Annotated in this window: 16 protein-coding genes; 11 read left to right on the top strand and 5 right to left on the bottom strand. The window is 69.2% G+C overall.

Annotation, left to right across the window (positions count from 1 at the left end):
* The first annotated feature begins 3 nt into the window (after window positions 1–3).
* On the top strand, window positions 4–303 hold the full coding sequence (locus H7K45_RS14890) for a DUF3017 domain-containing protein (RefSeq protein WP_263996563.1): 300 nt from the start codon (window positions 4–6) through the stop codon (window positions 301–303).
* On the opposite strand, the gene H7K45_RS14895 is transcribed toward H7K45_RS14890, so the two are convergent.
* The gene (locus H7K45_RS14895; protein WP_263996564.1) at window positions 300–1,736 is read right to left on the bottom strand and encodes an aromatic amino acid lyase; all 1,437 of its coding nucleotides are present in this window, start codon (window positions 1,734–1,736) and stop codon (window positions 300–302) included. The genes H7K45_RS14890 and H7K45_RS14895 overlap by 4 nt on opposite strands.
* 160 nt (window positions 1,737–1,896) lie before the next feature.
* Between H7K45_RS14895 and H7K45_RS31520 the strand changes: the two genes are divergently transcribed.
* The 9 genes from H7K45_RS31520 to H7K45_RS14940 all read left to right on the top strand — a co-directional run bounded on the left by H7K45_RS31520 (window position 1,897) and on the right by H7K45_RS14940 (window position 11,454).
* The gene (locus H7K45_RS31520) at window positions 1,897–2,547 is read left to right on the top strand and encodes an IclR family transcriptional regulator (RefSeq protein ID WP_263996565.1); all 651 of its coding nucleotides are present in this window, start codon (window positions 1,897–1,899) and stop codon (window positions 2,545–2,547) included.
* Between the two features lie 27 nt (window positions 2,548–2,574).
* Window positions 2,575–4,242: a urocanate hydratase gene (hutU, locus tag H7K45_RS14905; RefSeq protein ID WP_263996566.1), complete on the top strand. Its 1,668-nt coding sequence runs from the start codon at window positions 2,575–2,577 to the stop codon at window positions 4,240–4,242.
* Window positions 4,239–5,462 carry an allantoate amidohydrolase gene (locus H7K45_RS14910; RefSeq protein ID WP_263996567.1) on the top strand — a complete coding sequence of 408 codons (1,224 nt, stop codon included), beginning with the start codon at window positions 4,239–4,241 and terminating at the stop codon, window positions 5,460–5,462. Before hutU ends, H7K45_RS14910 begins: the two co-directional genes overlap by 4 nt.
* Window positions 5,459–6,811, top strand: a complete 1,353-nt coding sequence (locus tag H7K45_RS14915) for a formimidoylglutamate deiminase (protein WP_263996568.1) — start codon at window positions 5,459–5,461, stop codon at window positions 6,809–6,811. The genes H7K45_RS14910 and H7K45_RS14915 overlap by 4 nt, the downstream gene beginning before the upstream one ends.
* Window positions 6,808–8,052: an imidazolonepropionase gene (hutI, locus tag H7K45_RS14920; RefSeq protein ID WP_263996569.1), complete on the top strand. Its 1,245-nt coding sequence runs from the start codon at window positions 6,808–6,810 to the stop codon at window positions 8,050–8,052. Before H7K45_RS14915 ends, hutI begins: the two co-directional genes overlap by 4 nt.
* Window positions 8,053–8,128: 76 nt before the next feature.
* Complete coding sequence (locus tag H7K45_RS14925) at window positions 8,129–9,172, top strand: ABC transporter ATP-binding protein (protein ID WP_263996570.1); 1,044 nt, start codon at window positions 8,129–8,131, stop codon at window positions 9,170–9,172.
* Window positions 9,169–9,804, top strand: coding sequence for an ABC transporter permease (locus tag H7K45_RS14930; RefSeq protein WP_263996571.1), 636 nt, complete (start codon window positions 9,169–9,171; stop codon window positions 9,802–9,804). The genes H7K45_RS14925 and H7K45_RS14930 overlap by 4 nt, the downstream gene beginning before the upstream one ends.
* A gap of 7 nt (window positions 9,805–9,811) precedes the next feature.
* Window positions 9,812–10,549, top strand: coding sequence for an ABC transporter permease (locus tag H7K45_RS14935; protein ID WP_263996572.1), 738 nt, complete (start codon window positions 9,812–9,814; stop codon window positions 10,547–10,549).
* On the top strand, window positions 10,546–11,454 hold the full coding sequence (locus H7K45_RS14940) for an ABC transporter substrate-binding protein (RefSeq protein ID WP_263996573.1): 909 nt from the start codon (window positions 10,546–10,548) through the stop codon (window positions 11,452–11,454). The genes H7K45_RS14935 and H7K45_RS14940 overlap by 4 nt, the downstream gene beginning before the upstream one ends.
* Here H7K45_RS14940 and H7K45_RS14945 read toward each other — a convergent pair.
* Window positions 11,451–12,395, bottom strand: a complete 945-nt coding sequence (locus H7K45_RS14945; RefSeq protein WP_263996574.1) for a LysR family transcriptional regulator — start codon at window positions 12,393–12,395, stop codon at window positions 11,451–11,453. The genes H7K45_RS14940 and H7K45_RS14945 overlap by 4 nt on opposite strands.
* A 131-nt stretch (window positions 12,396–12,526) precedes the next feature.
* Between H7K45_RS14945 and H7K45_RS14950 the strand changes: the two genes are divergently transcribed.
* Window positions 12,527–13,351, top strand: coding sequence for a HalD/BesD family halogenase (locus H7K45_RS14950; RefSeq protein WP_263996575.1), 825 nt, complete (start codon window positions 12,527–12,529; stop codon window positions 13,349–13,351).
* Window positions 13,352–13,420: 69 nt separating this feature from the next.
* Here H7K45_RS14950 and H7K45_RS14955 read toward each other — a convergent pair whose 3' ends face one another.
* The 3 genes from H7K45_RS14955 to metX form a co-directional block, all read right to left on the bottom strand.
* A complete protein-coding gene (locus H7K45_RS14955) occupies window positions 13,421–14,281 on the bottom strand; it encodes an endonuclease domain-containing protein (protein WP_263996576.1) in 861 nt (286 codons plus the stop codon).
* Between the two features lie 118 nt (window positions 14,282–14,399).
* Window positions 14,400–15,134: a class I SAM-dependent methyltransferase gene (locus H7K45_RS14960; protein ID WP_263996577.1), complete on the bottom strand. Its 735-nt coding sequence runs from the start codon at window positions 15,132–15,134 to the stop codon at window positions 14,400–14,402.
* Window positions 15,131–16,261 (bottom strand): homoserine O-acetyltransferase MetX, encoded by a 1,131-nt coding sequence (gene metX, locus H7K45_RS14965; protein WP_372512548.1) that lies wholly within the window; start codon window positions 16,259–16,261, stop codon window positions 15,131–15,133. The genes H7K45_RS14960 and metX overlap by 4 nt, the downstream gene beginning before the upstream one ends.
* Between the last annotated feature and the right edge of the window lie 14 nt (window positions 16,262–16,275).

Raw genomic sequence — 16,275 nt, forward strand, 5'->3', positions numbered from 1 at the left:
GACGTGACCGCAACCTCACGGAGCCTCGTGCATCGGGTCGTGTCGGCGCAGTGGCCGATCCTGACGGTCGCCGCGTTCCTGCTGGCCGCCTTTGGTCTGGTGGTGGCGGGTTACTGGCGCCGCGGGGCGCTGGTGTTGGCGATCGGCGTCGGCATCGCGGCGGCCATGCGGTTGGCGTTGACCGACGACCGGGCGGGGCTGCTGGTGGTGCGCTCACGCACGGTCGACATCGCGACCACGGCGTCCGTCAGCGCGGCGCTGGCCTACATCGCACTGACCATCGATCCGCTGGGCACCAGCTAGATCAGCTGCCCGAGGCGATCGAGAAGTGGCTCCGCCGTGGCGATGTCGCCCCGGAGGTCGCGATCCTCGTCATCGCGGGGAAGCGCCGACGCCAGGTCGAGAGCCTCGCCGAGTACCCCGGTCAATTCGGTGACGATGCCGCGCTGGCGTAGCAGCCGGACGGCCCCGACGAGCTCACAGCACAGCAGAACCCGGTAGGCCGCGGCTGATCGCTCGAGCTGGTGAATGCCCTGCGAGGCAAAGGTGGCGTCCTCCTCCGCGCCGCGGGAGAGCACCAGGGTCCCGACCGACGCCGGCTGCGCGGCGTTGCGGATCTCCGCGATGGCCCCCGCCGCGACGTACTCGACCATCATCAGGCCCGACGAGCCGTGCGCATCGGCGGCGAGGAAGGGGTTGCCGCCGTTGGTGTCCGGGTCGTTGAGCATCCTGATTCGAGAGTGCGTGATGGGTGCGGTCAAGGCCAGCGCCAAGGTGGCGCCGTCGAGTTCCAGTGACAGGGACGCCTGGTAGAACGCGCCGTGGTGGACGACCTGGTCACCGTCGGCGTCGAAGAGCGGATTCTCCTGCGCCGCGTTCAGGGTTCGCTCCAGTTGTCTGACGAGCGACCACAGCGACGCGACGACGCTGCCGTGGGCCACCGGGTACACCCGCAGGCCGTAGGGGTCCTGGATGCGGGCCGGGGGACGTTCGGGATCGGCGCGGTCGGCGTAGAGGGCGCGCAGTCTCCTGGCGACGGTCTCCACTTGCGTGGCTGCCGCCGCACGTGCGGCGGCGGGAGAGAACGCCGACGGATTACCGTCCAGTGCAACGAAACTCAACATGTAGATGACGCTGGACGCGCGCTCGAGGCGCAACAACTCCTCGACCGCCAGGCAGCTTCGCCCCACCGTCAGCGCGCTGCTGCTCATGAAGGGCAGCGCGCTGTCGGCACCCCAGGGTGCCATCGGCGTCAGAGCCGCCGACGCCGGACGTTCACCGATCAGGGTCAGCGCCGTCCCCGCCAGCGCGGCCAGGTCCCCGGTGCCGATCGAGGCGTACTGCAGCACCTGCGGGAGGGCGTCGTCGTTGATCATGCGTTGGAGGCCGAGCAGGATCGCGGGATCCAGACCCGCACCGGGAACGCACAATTGGATCAGGCGCACCGCGAGCATCGAACGGACGGTCCTGGGGGGCAACGGATCACCGGCGTCGACGGCGTGACTGCGCAGCAGGCGCATCCCGTAGTCCACGTCGTCGGGTGGGATGCTGGCACTACGGTTGGCGCCGACGCCGGTGGTGCGGCCGTAGGTGGCGTATCGCGTGCTGAGGTCGGCGGCCTGCTGGTGGAGCCGGGCGACCGCGTCGACGACCGTGGCGGGGAGCTCGACCTCGTCGCGACGGTCGGCCAAGGCCACGACGTCGTCGATCGTCATCGACCCACCCAGCTCGATCATCGGGGATCTCCTCGTTTTCCGTCACGGATGCGCGACGGGCCCTATCATCGCCGACGGGCATAGTTTCCACCAGACGAAATTGAGATTTTACCTAGTGGCAACGTAGAGGCGGCCGGACGAAACAGCCCCGCCCTACCCTTCGTGCCGAGAGGAGGTCACCGTGGCAGATCAGGCAACCCGAACGGTGGAGCGAGCGCTGGCCCTCTTGGCCAGCGTCTGCGACCGGGGCGGGGCGAATTTGGCGGACACGGCCCGCGATTGCGACCTGGCCCCCAGCACGGCGCTTCGTCTTTTGCGCACGTTGGAAACCACCGGGTTCCTCCGCAGGGACCAGACCGGCACGTACCGGCCCGGCAGTCGGATCATCCAACTCGGTGCGCAGGCGCTCAGTGACGAGTCCTTGATCGACCTCGCCGGACCAGCGATGAACGAACTCGCCACCGAGACGGGGGAGTCGGTGTACCTCAGCGTCGAGGGGCATGCCGCCACGGCGGTGTACATCAGCATCGTCGAGGGCACGCATTCGGTGCGTCATGCCAGCTGGGTCGGCCGCACGGTGCCGCTGGACGTCTCCGCGGCCGGACAGGCCCTGCGGGGCAAGGTGTCCTCCGATGGCTACGCCGTCGTCGAGCGTGGCGTCGAGACCGACGTCACCGCGATTGCCTGCCCGGTGTTCTCGCAGACCCGCATCGTCGCCGCGCTGAGTTTGGTCATTCCGAGTTACCGGCTCAACGCCCACCAGACCACGGAGTACGGCGACCGTCTGACCACCGCCGCGGCGGACGTGTCCGCCCGGCTCAGCAGCTCCTGACAACCACGACGAAGGACTTCACCCATCATGACGACCACCGCCGGTCCCCGCCCCGTCCGCGCCCCACGCGGAGCCGAGATCTCCTGCAAGGGGTGGCAGCAGGAAGCCGTCCTGCGCATGTTGATGAACAACCTCGACCCCGAGGTGGCCGAGCATCCCGACGAGCTCGTCGTCTACGGCGGCACCGGGCGGGCGGCCCGCAGCTGGCCAGCCTTCGACGCACTGGTCCGCACACTGCGCGGCCTCGAGGACGACGAGACCATGCTGGTCCAGTCCGGGAAGCCCGTCGGGGTCTTCCGCACCAACGTGTGGGCTCCCCGGGTCTTGATCGCCAACTCGAATCTGGTTGGCGACTGGGCGAATTGGGACCAGTTCCGTGCGCTGGAGGCCGCCGGTCTGACGATGTACGGCCAGATGACCGCTGGATCGTGGATCTACATCGGCACCCAAGGCATCCTCCAGGGCACCTACGAGACGTTCGGCGCCATCGCGAAGAAGAAGTTCGGCGGCACGCTCGCCGGGACCATCACCCTCACCGGTGGCGTCGGCGGCATGGGAGGGGCGCAGCCGCTGGCGGTCACCATGAACGAGGGCGTCGCCATCTGCGTCGACGTGGACGAGACGCGGATCGACCGGCGCATCTCCAAGAGGTATCTCGACGTCAAGGCGACCGACCTCGACGACGCCCTGGCCAAGGCGATCGAGGCGCGAGACGCCAAGCGGCCGTTGTCGATCGGCGTGGTCGGCAACGCCGCCGAGGTCTTCCCCGCCCTGCTCGAACGCAATGCCCCGATCGACATCGTCACCGACCAGACCTCCGCGCACGACCCGCTGTCGTACCTGCCGCTCGGGATCGACCTCGAGGACATGAAGAAGATGGCCGAGAAGGACCCGGCCTACTTCACCGAGCAGGCGCAGGAGTCGATGGCCAAGCACGTGGCGGCGATGGTCGGGTTCCTGGATCGGGGTGCCGAGGTGTTCGACTACGGCAACTCGATCCGCGACGAGGCCCGAAAGGCCGGCTACGACCGCGCCTTCGACTTCCCCGGCTTCGTGCCCGCCTACATTCGGCCACAGTTCGAGGAGGGGCTGGGGCCGTTCCGCTGGGCTGCCCTGTCCGGTGACCCGAAGGACATTGCCGCCACCGACAGGGCCATTCTGGAGCTCTTTCCGGACAACGAGCATCTGCGCCGGTGGATCACCATGGCGGGTGAGCGCGTCGAGTTCGAGGGGTTGCCTGCCCGGATCTGTTGGCTCGGCTACGGCGAACGGCACCGGGCCGGCCTGAAGTTCAACGAGATGGTCGCCTCCGGGGAGGTGTCTGCGCCGATCGTCATCGGTCGTGACCACCTCGACTCGGGGTCGGTGGCTTCGCCGTACCGCGAGACCGAGGCGATGCTCGACGGCTCCGACGCGATCGCGGACTGGCCGCTGCTGAACGCATTGCTGAACACGGCGTCCGGCGCCACCTGGGTGTCGATCCACCACGGCGGTGGGGTCGGCATGGGTCGCTCCATCCACGCAGGGCAGGTGTCGGTGGCCGACGGCACCGAGTTGGCAGCGCAAAAGCTCGAACGCGTTCTGACCAACGACCCCGGCATGGGCGTCATCCGGCACACCGATGCGGGGTACGAGCACGCGGCCGAAGTTGCCGCTGCGCGCGGGGTGCGGATTCCCATGCAGGAGAACTCGTGAACTCGTTCGATTCGCTGTGGTCGTCGATCCTCGACGTCGGCCGCCACGATGGCACCGGGGGGTATCGCCGGTTCGCCTGGTCGGATCCCGATCTGACGCTGCGGGAGTGGTTCCGCGGCTGCGCCGATACGCGGGGGATGTCGGTCGAGGAGGACCGCAACGGCAACCTGTGGGCGTGGTGGCTGCCGCCGGGATGGACCGGTGAGCCGACGGGCGCCTTCGTCACCGGATCACACCTGGACTCGGTGCCCGACGGCGGCGCGTTCGACGGGCCGCTCGGCGTCGTCTCGGCATTCGCGGCGGTCGACATCGTCCGTAGCCGCGGCGTGGTGCCGACCATTCCCGTTGCGATAGCGGCCTTCTCCGACGAGGAGGGCGCCCGCTTCGGGGTGGCGTGCGTGGGATCGCAACTCGTCACGGGTGCTCTGAGCGCCGATCGCGCCAGGGGACTGCGTGACAACGACGGCGTCACACTCGCCGAGGCGCTAACACGGGCGGGCCGCAATCCCGAACACCTCGGCGCCGACGACGCGCTGCTCGAACGCATCGGCGTCTACGTCGAACTCCACGTCGAGCAGGGCCGGGCGCTCGACCTCGTCGACCGCCCGATCGCCGTGGCGTCGGCCATCTGGCCGCATGGGCGGTGGGAGTTCACCTTCGACGGTGCGGCCAACCATGCGGGTACTACCCGGCTCGCCGACCGGCGCGACCCGATGCTGGCGTTCGCGTCGTCGGTGCACGCCGCCCGCTCGGCGGCGGCCCGGCACGAGGCTGTCGCCACCTTCGGCAAGGTTCTGGTGTCGCCCAACGGGGCCAATGCAATTCCGTCGCGCATCCGGGCCTGGCTGGACGCCCGGGCTGCCGACGAGGCGACGCTGACGGCGTTGGTGGAGCAGATCAGTGCCGAGGCCGGGGGATTCGCGTCCTCCGACCACGTCGAATTGCGCGTGGTCGCCGAATCCGTCACGCCCATCGTTGAATTCCCGGACGGCCCGCGGGCCCGGCTGCAACGTGCGCTGGCGCGCTTGGGCGACGTGCCGGTGCTGCCCACGCAGGCCGGTCACGACGCGGGGATCCTCTCGGCGAAGGTGCCGACGGCAATGCTGTTCGTGCGCAACCCGACCGGGGTGTCGCACTCCCCGGAGGAGTACGCAGAGACCGCGGACTGCCACGTCGGCGCCGAGGCGCTCGCCGACGTGATGACGGAGTGGGTTGGGTGACCACCTGGTGGTGTGAACACGCCTGGCTGGGGGGTGACACGGTCGCCGAGCGGGTGGCCATCTCGGTGGCCGACGGCACGATTACCTCGATCGAGGTCGACGTCGCCGCCCCTCCGTCGTCCCGGCGGCTTGAGGGGGTCGTCGTTCCCGGTCTGGCCAACGCCCACTCGCACGCGTTCCATCGCGCGTTGCGCTCTCGCACGCAGCGCGACCGCGGATCCTTTTGGACGTGGCGAGACCTGATGTACCGCGCAGCGGGTCGCCTCGACCCCGATGGCTACCGGCGGCTGTCCGCCGCGGTGTACGCCGAGATGGCGTTGGCCGGCATCACGTCGGTCGGCGAATTCCACTACCTCCACCACGACGTCGGCGGACGTTCATACGCCGATCCCAACGAGATGGGCCTGGCCCTGATTGCCGGGGCCGCGGACGCCGGAATCCGACTGACCCTGCTGGACACGTGCTATCTCAGTGCCGGCGTCGACGGCGCACCGTTGGCCCCAGGGCCCCAGCAGCGCTTCGGGGACGGTAGCGGCGACCGCTGGGCCGAGAGGGTGGAGGGCCTCCACCGTCGGGTGTCCGGCGACCGTGTCGTCGTCGGCGCCGCACTGCATTCGGTACGTGGGGTGCCGCTCGAGCACATGCCCGCCGTCGTCGAATGGGCCGCACGCCACGACGCCCCCTTGCACGTGCACTCCTCGGAGCAGACCGCGGAGGTGGACCAGTGCCTTGCCGTGCACGGCGCCACCCCGACGGCGCTGTTGCGCGACGCGGGCGTGCTCGGCCCCAGGACCACCGCGGTGCACGCCACGCACCTGACCGACGAGGATCTCGCCGACCTCGACCGCACGGCGACGGGGGTGTGCTTTTGCCCGACGACTGAGCGCGACCTCGGCGACGGCATTGGACCGGCGGCCCAATTATTGGGCGGCCGTGGGCTGTTCAGCCTAGGCTCCGACTCCCACGCGGTGGTCGACGTCTTCGAAGAGGCCCGCGCCACCGAACTCGACGAGCGCCTGGCCCGCCGTGAGCGGGGCATCATCGCCGCCGAACGCCTGCTGTCCGCAGCCACGTACGACGGTCAGCAAGCCCTCGGCTGGGTCGACGCCGGCGCTCTTCGCGTCGGTGCGCGCGCCGACCTGGTGGCGGTGGACCTGAACTCGGTGCGCACCGCCGGCGGCGGCGCGACCGTCGAGAACGTGGTGTTTGCGGCCACCGCCGCGGACGTCACCGACGTGGTCGTCGACGGTCGCGTCGTGGTGGCCGACCGGCGGCATCTTGCCGTCGGAGACGTCGGTGGCGCACTGGCCGAATCGATTTCGGCCCTGATGGAGGATGCCAACGCATGACCACGCTGTACGCCGGGATGGGCGAACTGGTCACGAACGACCCGGGTCAGGGGGACGGGAGTCCGCTGGGGGTCGTCGCCGACGGGGCGGTGGTCGTCGAGGGCGACCGCGTCGCGTGGGTCGGGCTACGAGAGCACGCCCCGGACGCCGACGACCGCGTGGACCTCGGCGGAGCAAGTGTCATCCCCGGATTCGTGGACAGCCATGCGCATCTGGTCTTCGCCGGGGAGCGGTCCGCGGAGTTCGCGGCGCGGATGAGCGGGCAGCCGTACGCGGCCGGCGGCATCGCGACCACGGTGGCGGCGACTCGGGCGGCCGACGACGAGACCCTCGACCACGGCCTCGAGCGGCTCGCCGCCGAACTGTGTCGCGGCGGCGTGACGACGTTCGAGACGAAGAGCGGCTACGGCCTCACCGTGGCCGACGAAGCCAGGGCGTTGCGGCTGGCGCGCGCGTTTACCGAGGAGACGACCTTCCTCGGCGCGCACGTCGTACCCCGGGAGTATCGCGACGACCGCGACGGGTACGTCGACCTGGTGGTCGGCCCGATGCTGGAGGCGTGCGCGCCACTGGCGCGCTGGGTGGACGTCTTCTGCGATCGGGGCGCCTTCGACGTCGACGAGGCCCGGACGATCCTGCAGGCGGGAATGGCGGCCGGTCTAGTGCCGCGGCTGCACGCGGGTCAACTCGAAGAGGGTGCGGGCATCCAGTTGGCCGTCGAGTTGGGGGCGGCCTCGGTCGACCACTGCACCCACGCGTCCGACGAGGACGTCGAGGCACTCGCCTCGGCCGCCGCGACGACGGTGGCGACGTTGCTTCCAGGGGCCGAGTTCTCGACGCGCGCAACGTGGCCCGACGCCCGGCGGTTTCTCGACGCAGGTGCCACGGTCGCGTTGGCCACCGACTGCAACCCGGGGTCGTCGTTCACCTCTAGCATGTCGTTCTGCATCGCCGTTGCCGTGCGCGACATGTACTTCACCCCGGCGCAGGCGCTGTGGTCGGCGACCGCGGGCGGGGCGGCGGCGCTGCGCCGCGACGACGTCGGGACGCTCGCGGTCGGCAGGCGGGCAGACTTCGTGGTGCTCGACGCCCCGTCCTATGTCCACCTGGCCTATCGGCCCGGCGTGCCACTGGTGCGCGACGTCGTGGCAGCCGGAACGCCCATCTCACGAAAGCCGCGCGTCGTCGCGCGTCGAACCGATACCTTCCCAAGTGGCAAATTCCCCGAGGAGCCCCGATGATTCGCTGTACCGCCCGTCCTCCGACGGCGGGCCTCGCCGTCGCCCGACGGCAGCACGCCGAAAGGGGAGAACGGCCGTGATCACCTTCGAGAACGTCGTGAAGACCTACCCCGACGGGACCCGCGCGGTCGACGACGTGTCACTCGAGTGCACGGGTGGCCGCATCACGGTCTTCGTGGGCCCCTCCGGCTGTGGCAAGACGACGTCGTTGCGCATGATCAACCGATCGATCGAGCCGTCGTCGGGTCGAGTCCTGCTCAACGGCAAGGACGTTCGCGAAGAAAGTCTCACCGATCTGCGGCGCGGCATCGGCTACGTCATCCAAAGCGCGGGGCTGTTCCCCCACCGGACGGTGATCGACAACATCACTACGGTCCCGCGCCTGCTTGGGACGCCGCGAAAGCAGGCCCGGAGCCGGGCCGGTGACTTGATGGAGCTCGTCGGGTTGGCTCCCGTGCTGGCCAACCGCTATCCATATCAACTCTCGGGTGGTCAGCAGCAGCGCGTCGGCGTGGCGCGAGCTCTGGCCGCCGACCCGCCGGTGCTGCTGATGGACGAACCGTTCGCCGCGGTGGATCCCGTCGTCCGCCACGATCTGCAGCAAGAGTTTCTGCGCGTGCAACGCGAGTTGGCCAAGACGATCGTCTTCGTCACCCACGACATCGACGAGGCGGTGCTGCTCGGCGACAAGATCGCCATCTTCCAACAGGGTGGAACGCTCGCGCAGTTCGATACGCCCCAGGCGTTGCTCACCACGCCGGCCAACGACTTCGTGGCAAGCTTCCTTGGCGCCGGGCGCGGGTTGCGGAGCCTGCAGTTCGTCGGGGTCGGCGACCTGAAGCTGGACACCTTCGATGTCGTCGCCGAGAGCGAACTCGCCGACACCGACGGCTGGACCCTGGTCGTGGACGACCAGCGCAGGCCGCGCGGCTGGGTCAACCGTGGCACCGGCCCCAACCACCCCGCGGACCCGATCGAGCTGGAGACGACCAACTTGCGTCAGGCCCTCGACAGGGCGCTGCTGTCGCCGGCCAAGCGGGTGCCCGTCTGCGACGCCGACGGACGCGTGCTGGGAACGCTGGGCATCGGCGAGATCGTCACGGCGATGGACGCCGGATGACGATCAACTGGCACTGGATCTTCGCCCACACCGACCAGTTCTGGGATCTCACCAAGCAGCACGTCTACCTGTCCCTGGTCCCGATCGTGATCGGCACGGTCGCCGCCCTCGTCCTGGGTCTGGCCGCCGTGCAGTGGACGTGGCTGCACACCCCGTTGCTCATCGCCACGAGCATCTTCTACGCCATCCCCTCGATCGCGCTGTTCGTGGTGCTGCTCGACTTCACCGGCCTCAGCTCGGCCACGGCCATCATCCCGCTGAGCCTGTTCTCGCTGTCGGTGCTGTATCGCAACGTCGTGGGCGGGCTGCAGAGCGTCGACCCCGCCACCCAGCAGGCCGCGTCGGCGATGGGCTTCGGACGCGCCCGTCGGCTGTTGCAGGTCGACCTGCCGATCGCTACGCCGGTGATCTTGTCGGGGATCCGCATCGCCGCGGTCGCCAACGTCAGCATGGTCAGCATCGCGGCGCTGATCGGCCTCGGAGGGTTGGGGCAGCTGTTCACCGAAGGGCTGCAACGGTTCTTCATGACCGAGATCCTCGCGGGAATCGTGTTGATCATGGCCGTGGCGTTCGCCATCGACGGACTCCTCGTCCTCACCCAGCGGCGGCTCACCCCCTGGGCAGCAAGGTAGGCGGGCCGTGAACTTTCTCACCCTGGTCTGGCAGTGGCTGACCGACGCGGGCAACTGGACCGGCGAGAACGGCGTCCCCACCCGTCTCACCGAACACCTGACGTATTCGGGGACCGCCCTCGTCGTGGCCGCGGCCGTGGCGCTGCCGGTCGGCCTGCTGACCGGTCACTTCCGCAGGGGCGGTTTCCTGGTGGTCTGCATCGGCAACGCGGCGCGGGCGCTCCCCACCATCGGGCTGCTCACCCTGATGGTGTTTCTCGTCGGCCTCGGCGCGGTGGCACCGCTGACCGCGCTGGTCGCGATCGCCATCCCGCCGATTCTCGTCAACGCCTACGAGGCGATCCGCCAGGTGCCCGCCGACGTCGTCGACGCCGCCCGCAACGTCGGGATGACTCCGCGTCAAGTGCTCTTCCGCGTCGAGGTCCCCGCCGCACTTCCGTTGATCCTCATCGGTATCCGCGGCGCCGCCGTCCAGGTCGTCGCGACGGCGACCATCGCGGCCTACGTCGGGATGGGCGGCCTTGGTCGTTACATCTTCGACGGGCTCGCGACCCGGGACTACCAGATCGTGGCCGTCGGCGCGGTCCTGGCCGCACTGTGCGCGGTCCTGGTCGAGGGCGCTTTCGTCGCCCTGGAACGCTTCGTCGTCTCCCCGGGCCTGCTTCAGCGGTCGAGCCGATTCACCTTTCATCGTGCAGCGCGCCAGCCGGTGCGTCTGTCAACCCCCGAAGGAGCCTTGTCATGAAACGTGCATTCGCTGCGTTGGTCGCCGCGACCGTCGTCAGCAGCCTGGTCGGCTGCAGTTCCGGTGGCGGCAACCCGCTGGAGTCCCAATCCTCCAGCGCGCCAGGCACAATCACCGTCGGGTCGGCGAACTTCCTGGAGAACGTGCTGCTGGGCGAGATGTATGCGATCGCCCTGACCAACGCCGGCTACAAGGTCGACACCAAGCTCAACATCGGCAGCCGCGAGGTCATCTACGACCAGGTCGAGAAGGGCGCGCTCAGCGTCCTGCCCGAGTACAACGGGGCCCTGCTCGCCTACGTCGACCCCAAGGACACCGCCTCCACGCTCGACGCGGTGAACGCCTCCCTGGCGGCGAAGCTACCGAAGTCCCTGGCCCTGCTCACCCCGTCGCCCGCCGAGGACAAGGACACCGTGGTGGTGCGCAAGGAGACCGCCGACAAGGACAAGTTGGTCTCGATCGCCGATCTGGCGCCGCTGTCGCCGACGATGAGCTTCGGTGCGGCGCCGGAGGATAGGACCCGTCAGCAGGGGCTCGTCGGCCTGGAGAGCGAATACGGAATCAAATTCAAGTCGTTCAAGGCGCTCGACACGGCGGGGCCGCTGACCATCACCGCGCTGGCCAACGGCGACGTCGACGCCGCGCTGCTGTACTCGACGACGCCCGAGATCGCCTCGCGCGGGTTCGTCGCCCTCACCGACCCGAAGAACGTGTTCGGGGTGCAAAACGTCGTGCCACTGGTCAACTCCGCTGCGGTCGACGACAAGGCGCGAGACGTGCTGAACAAGATCTCCGCCGCCCTGGACACCGAGACGCTGACCCAGCTCAACAAGCGGGTGCAGATCGACAACGAGGACGCCAAGACCGTCGCCGAGGACTGGCTCAAGTCGAAGGGACTGGCCTAGCCCGCGGAAAAGGAGGCGCCGGTTCGGGTTTCCCACTCGCCGGCCGCCTTCTCCGCGGCACGGATGAAACCGGCTGCGGCCGCGCTGAGCGGACGGTCCTCGTGCCAGGCGATGCCGACAATTCGTGGGCTCACCCTGTCCAGCGGACGCGCCACGATGCCCGCGCGGCCGTCGTCGAGCGCCATCGCCGGCAAGACGGCCGCGGCATAGCCCTGGGCGGCCAGTCGGAGCAGCGTGGTGTTGTGATTGCTGCGAAACGTGATCTGGCCGCGGTATCCGGGTCGGCCGAGTCGATCCTCCATCGAATGTGCCGAGCGGAGCGGACCGTAGGTGATCAGGGACAGGTCGGGGTGGTCGTCGAGTGAGACGGGTCCCGCCACCCCGCCGATCTCGGAGTCCTCGCGGACGACGAGCACGTAGGGGTCCCTTGCCAGCGCGCGGGAGGCGAAACGTCCCTCCACCAACGGGAACACCACGAACGTCAGGTCCAGGTTGTTGCCGTTCACCTGCTCGAGTAGCTCGCCGTCGTCGGCGACCTCGGTCAGCGCGACGCGCACGTCGGGAAATTCCCGGGTGAAGCCGTCCAGTACCGCAGGCAACAACGCGCCGCCCACGCTCTCGTAGCAGCCCACCCGCAGGATGCCCGTCAGCCCGCGCGACAGTGCGTCGATGTCGGCGGCGGCCAATTCCAGGGTGGCGCGCAGTGATTCGGCGTGGCGCAGCAGAACGCGCCCGGCGGGCGTCGGCGTCGCGGTTCGCGATCCCGCCGAACGGTTGAGTATCCGTTGTCCGACCAGCGCCTCCAGCCGGCTGATCTGTTGGCTCACCGCCGATTGGGTGTAGCCGAGGGACTTGGCGGCCGCCGACAGCGAACCCGTTCTGGCGACCGCGTCCAGCGTGACGAAGAACCGGATGTCCAACTTCGATCTCGCCGGGTCCATGCTGACTCCTATAAGCGTCGCTAATGTTCATTACTATCACGTCGAGCTTTTTCTTTGATTCCGATGCGGCCACACTGGTGTCGAAGCCCATCCCGTCACGACGCGTCTTCGACCGCTGAGGAGCACGCCCCATGGCATCACCCGCCGCCACGACCCGCACCGTCGCACTAGGCGACGTGATCGATCTCGAGCGCTATCCGGTCGACGGGTCCGACGCTCCCCGGCGGCGGGCCTTGGTCGAGTACTGCCGCGCGGCGCTGGCCTTCGAAGGCGCTTGCCAGCTGCCAGGATTCCTTCGCCCCGGCGCCGTCGAGGCGTTGGTCGCCGAGGCGCTCGAGAAGCGCGACCGGTCCCACCGGACCGACGACGTCCACAACGTGTACTTCGAGAGGATCGCCGAGGCCGATCCCGACGATGCGGCGGGCTTGCTGGAGCACAGCTCGAAGAATGCGATCGCCTGGGACCTGATCGGCGCCGATTCTCCGTTGCGCATCGCCTACGAGTCCGAGGCCCTCACGCGATTCATCGGAGACGCGTTGTCCATGAGCGAGTTTCATCGCTACGCCGATCCCTTCGGCGCGGCGTCGTTGATGCTCTTCGGGCCCGGTGACGAATTGGGATGGCACTTCGACCGCTCCCCGTTCGCGGTGACCGTCATGCTCCAGCCCCCGCTCGCCGGTGGCGAGTACCAGTACCACCATCATCTGCGCAGCGAGTCAGACGAGAACCCTGCCGGCGTGCTTGGCGCGCTCCGGGGCACCCAGGCGGGCCGGATCACCCTGCCCAGCGAGCCGGGAACCCTCAGCATGTTCCGCGGTCACCATTCGCTGCACCGGGTGACCCCGGTGTCCGGCGAACGGGTCCGAATCAACGCCGTGCTGGCGTATTCGGCGACACCGGGGGACAAACTCAACGGATTGACCCAGGAGCTCTTCTACGGTCGTCGCTCCGACTGACTCACCGACCCCGCCGACCGCACGCATGGTGAACGCATCCGCCGAGAGACCCCGTCGACATGCGTGCAGTCAGCAGGCCACGCCACGGTCGCGCAGGGCCAGCCGTACGCGCTCGACCACCCGCGGCCGCTCACTTCTCAGTTGTCTGGCGCTCACGCGCACGATGCACCATCCGCGAGCGGCCAGGAACTCCAGCCGGTCGATGTCGTCGGCGTAGTCGTCGGGGCCCGTCCAGTGGTGCTCGCCGTCGTACTCGACGCCGACCAAGTACTCGGGCCACCCCATGTCCACGCGCCGCACCACGCGGCCGCGGCCGTCGAGCACGGGCACCTGCGTCACCGGCCGGGGCAGGCCGGACCGCACTAGCAGCAACCGCAGCCGCGTCTCCTGCGGTGACTCGGCACCCGCGTCGACCAGTTCCATCGCGTGCCGCAGTCGCCGGACGCCGCGGGCGCCTGGGTGCTCGGCGGCGACGAGCAGGACGGCCGGCGGCGTGGTCGACGTCGCGTTGAGGAGTGCGTCGACGCGAATCACCGCGCTCTCCAACGGAAGCCGCCTGCCGAGATCGTAGGCGGTGCGCGCCGCGGTGGTGCAGGCGATGTCGCCGACCCGCCGTACCTCGTCGTCGCGAAGCTCGTAGCTGCGCACGGTTATTCCGTTGGGCGGGGGCCGACGGGAGTGGACGATCTCGACGGGCGCGTCGTCCGGCACCCACCGACTGCCCAGGAGTGCCGCCGCCGAGTGGCCGACCAGGGTGGCACGTCGGCCCGACCACAGCCAGGCCGCGCGGCCACGGTCCACGGCGGTCAGGGTGACGCCGTTGCGGGCGTAGACGTTGCGGTGCAGCTTGGTGTAGCGACGCCTCAGGTCACGCCGGGTGAGACGACCGTCGGCCAGCGCTTCGGTCGCGACGACGAGTGGATCGGGCACTCACCCATCGTCAGACACCCGTTCGGGCCCACTACGCACCAAATCGTCCGCTGACCGTACGCATGGTGAACGCATCCGCCGAGAGACCCCGTCGACGTGCGTGCAGTCGGCGCGAGAGTCAGGCCAGCGTGGCCCGTACCCCCACCGTGATGTAGGGCAGCGCCAAGCCGCTGGTGTTGACCAGCGCCGGGTGCGTCGCCAGCAACGTCCGCACGTCTGCGAGTGTCTTGGAGCGCACGGCGGCAGGTGAGGTGATGCAGTAGCTGCGCGAGGCCACCAGGTCGATGAGTGCTTGCGGCGTAAGGTAACTCGTCCACTCGAACTTCTCGCGCTCCAGGTCGACGAACGGCGCGGGCAACGTGACCTGGTGGCTGAACGGGTCCTCCTCGTGGCCCACGATGCGGCCGAGATCCTTGACCCAGCCCAGGCGTTCGTCGCGGGTGTTCCACACCAGCCCGAGACGGCCGCCGGGGCGCAGCACCCTGGCGACCTCCTTGATGGCGCGCTCCGGGTCGAACCAGTGCCAGGCCTGGGCCACCAGCACCGAGTCGACGCTGTCGTCGGGCAGCGGGATGTCCTCGGCGCTGCCGAGCAGTGCGGGGGTGTCGGGCAGCGAGCGGCTGAGCACCTCGAGCATCTCGGGGATGGGGTCGACGGCGATGACGTCGAGTCCGCGTTCGACCAACCGAATCGTCAGCTTGCCCGTACCGGCGCCGAGGTCGAGGACATTGCGTGCGCCACGCTGCAACAGCCAGTCGATGGCCTCCGGCGGGTAGGACGGTCGGCCCCGTTCGTAGGCCGCGGCCTCCTCGCCGAAGGACAGGGACCGCTGCCGTGCTTCGTCGGTGGTCACGTCGCCGCGAACTCCAGCGTCTGCCGGATCAACGCGTAGACGGCCTCGGTCTCGACGAGGAAGCCGTCATGACCGAAGGCCGAGTCGACGACGTTGAGACCGGAGCACGTCGGCAGCAGATCGGCCAGCTCTTGCTGTAACCGTAACGGATACAACCGATCCGAGGTGATGCCGCCGACGATCACCGGCACGGTGACCCGTTTGAGAGCCGCCGCCACCCCGCCGCGCCCGCGGCCGACGTCATGACTGCTCAACGCGTCGGTCAACGCGACGTAGGTGCCGGCGTCGAATCGGCGCGCGAGCTTGCCGCCCTGATGCTCGAGATAGCTCTGCACCGCGTATCTCCCGCCGGTGACGGGATCCTCGCTGCCCTGGGCGTCGTTGCCGAACCGCTCGTCGAGCTCGGCCTCGCCGCGGTAGGTCAGGTGGGCGAATCGGCGGGCGATCTCCATGCCGGCTCGAGGTGAGCGGCCCGTGCCGTGGTAATCGCCGTTCTGCCAGTTGGGGTCCGCCTTGATGGCCGACACCTGCGTGGACTGCGTGCCGATCTGGTCGGCGGTCGCGCGCGCTCCGACCGCCAACACCAGTGCCGCCCTGACGCTCTCGGGATGGCCGACGATCCACTCCAGTGCCCGTGCGCCGCCCATCGAACCGCCGACGACTGCGGCGACCTGGGTGACGCCCAGGGCCGCCAGCGCCGCGAGATCGGCGTTGACCTGGTCGCGCACGGTGATCGCAGGGAAGCGCGAACCCCACGGCTTGCCGTCCGGCGCAATCGAACTCGGTCCGGTGGACCCACGGCAGCCGCCGAGGACGTTGGTGGCGATCGCGCACCAGCGGTCGGTGTCGACGGGGGCGCCCGGTCCGGCCACCCCGTCCCACCAGCCTGGGGTGGGGTGGTCGGGGCCCGCAGGCCCGGTGACGTGGGAGTCGCCGGTCAACGCGTGCAGGATGACCACCGCGTTGTCCCGGTCGTCGGAGAGCTCGCCCCAGCGCTGCACCGCGATGTGAACGTCGTCGAGGACCACCCCGGACTCCAGCGTCAGTGGACCGATCTCGACGATGCCGATCTCACCGTCGGCGGGCAGCGTCGACAGAGGTGTGTCCGGAGCTTCGATGATCGTCACTCTTCTTCTCTCGC

Source organism: Mycobacterium yunnanensis (assembly GCF_025823185.1).
GTDB lineage: Bacteria > Actinomycetota > Actinomycetes > Mycobacteriales > Mycobacteriaceae > Mycobacterium > Mycobacterium yunnanensis.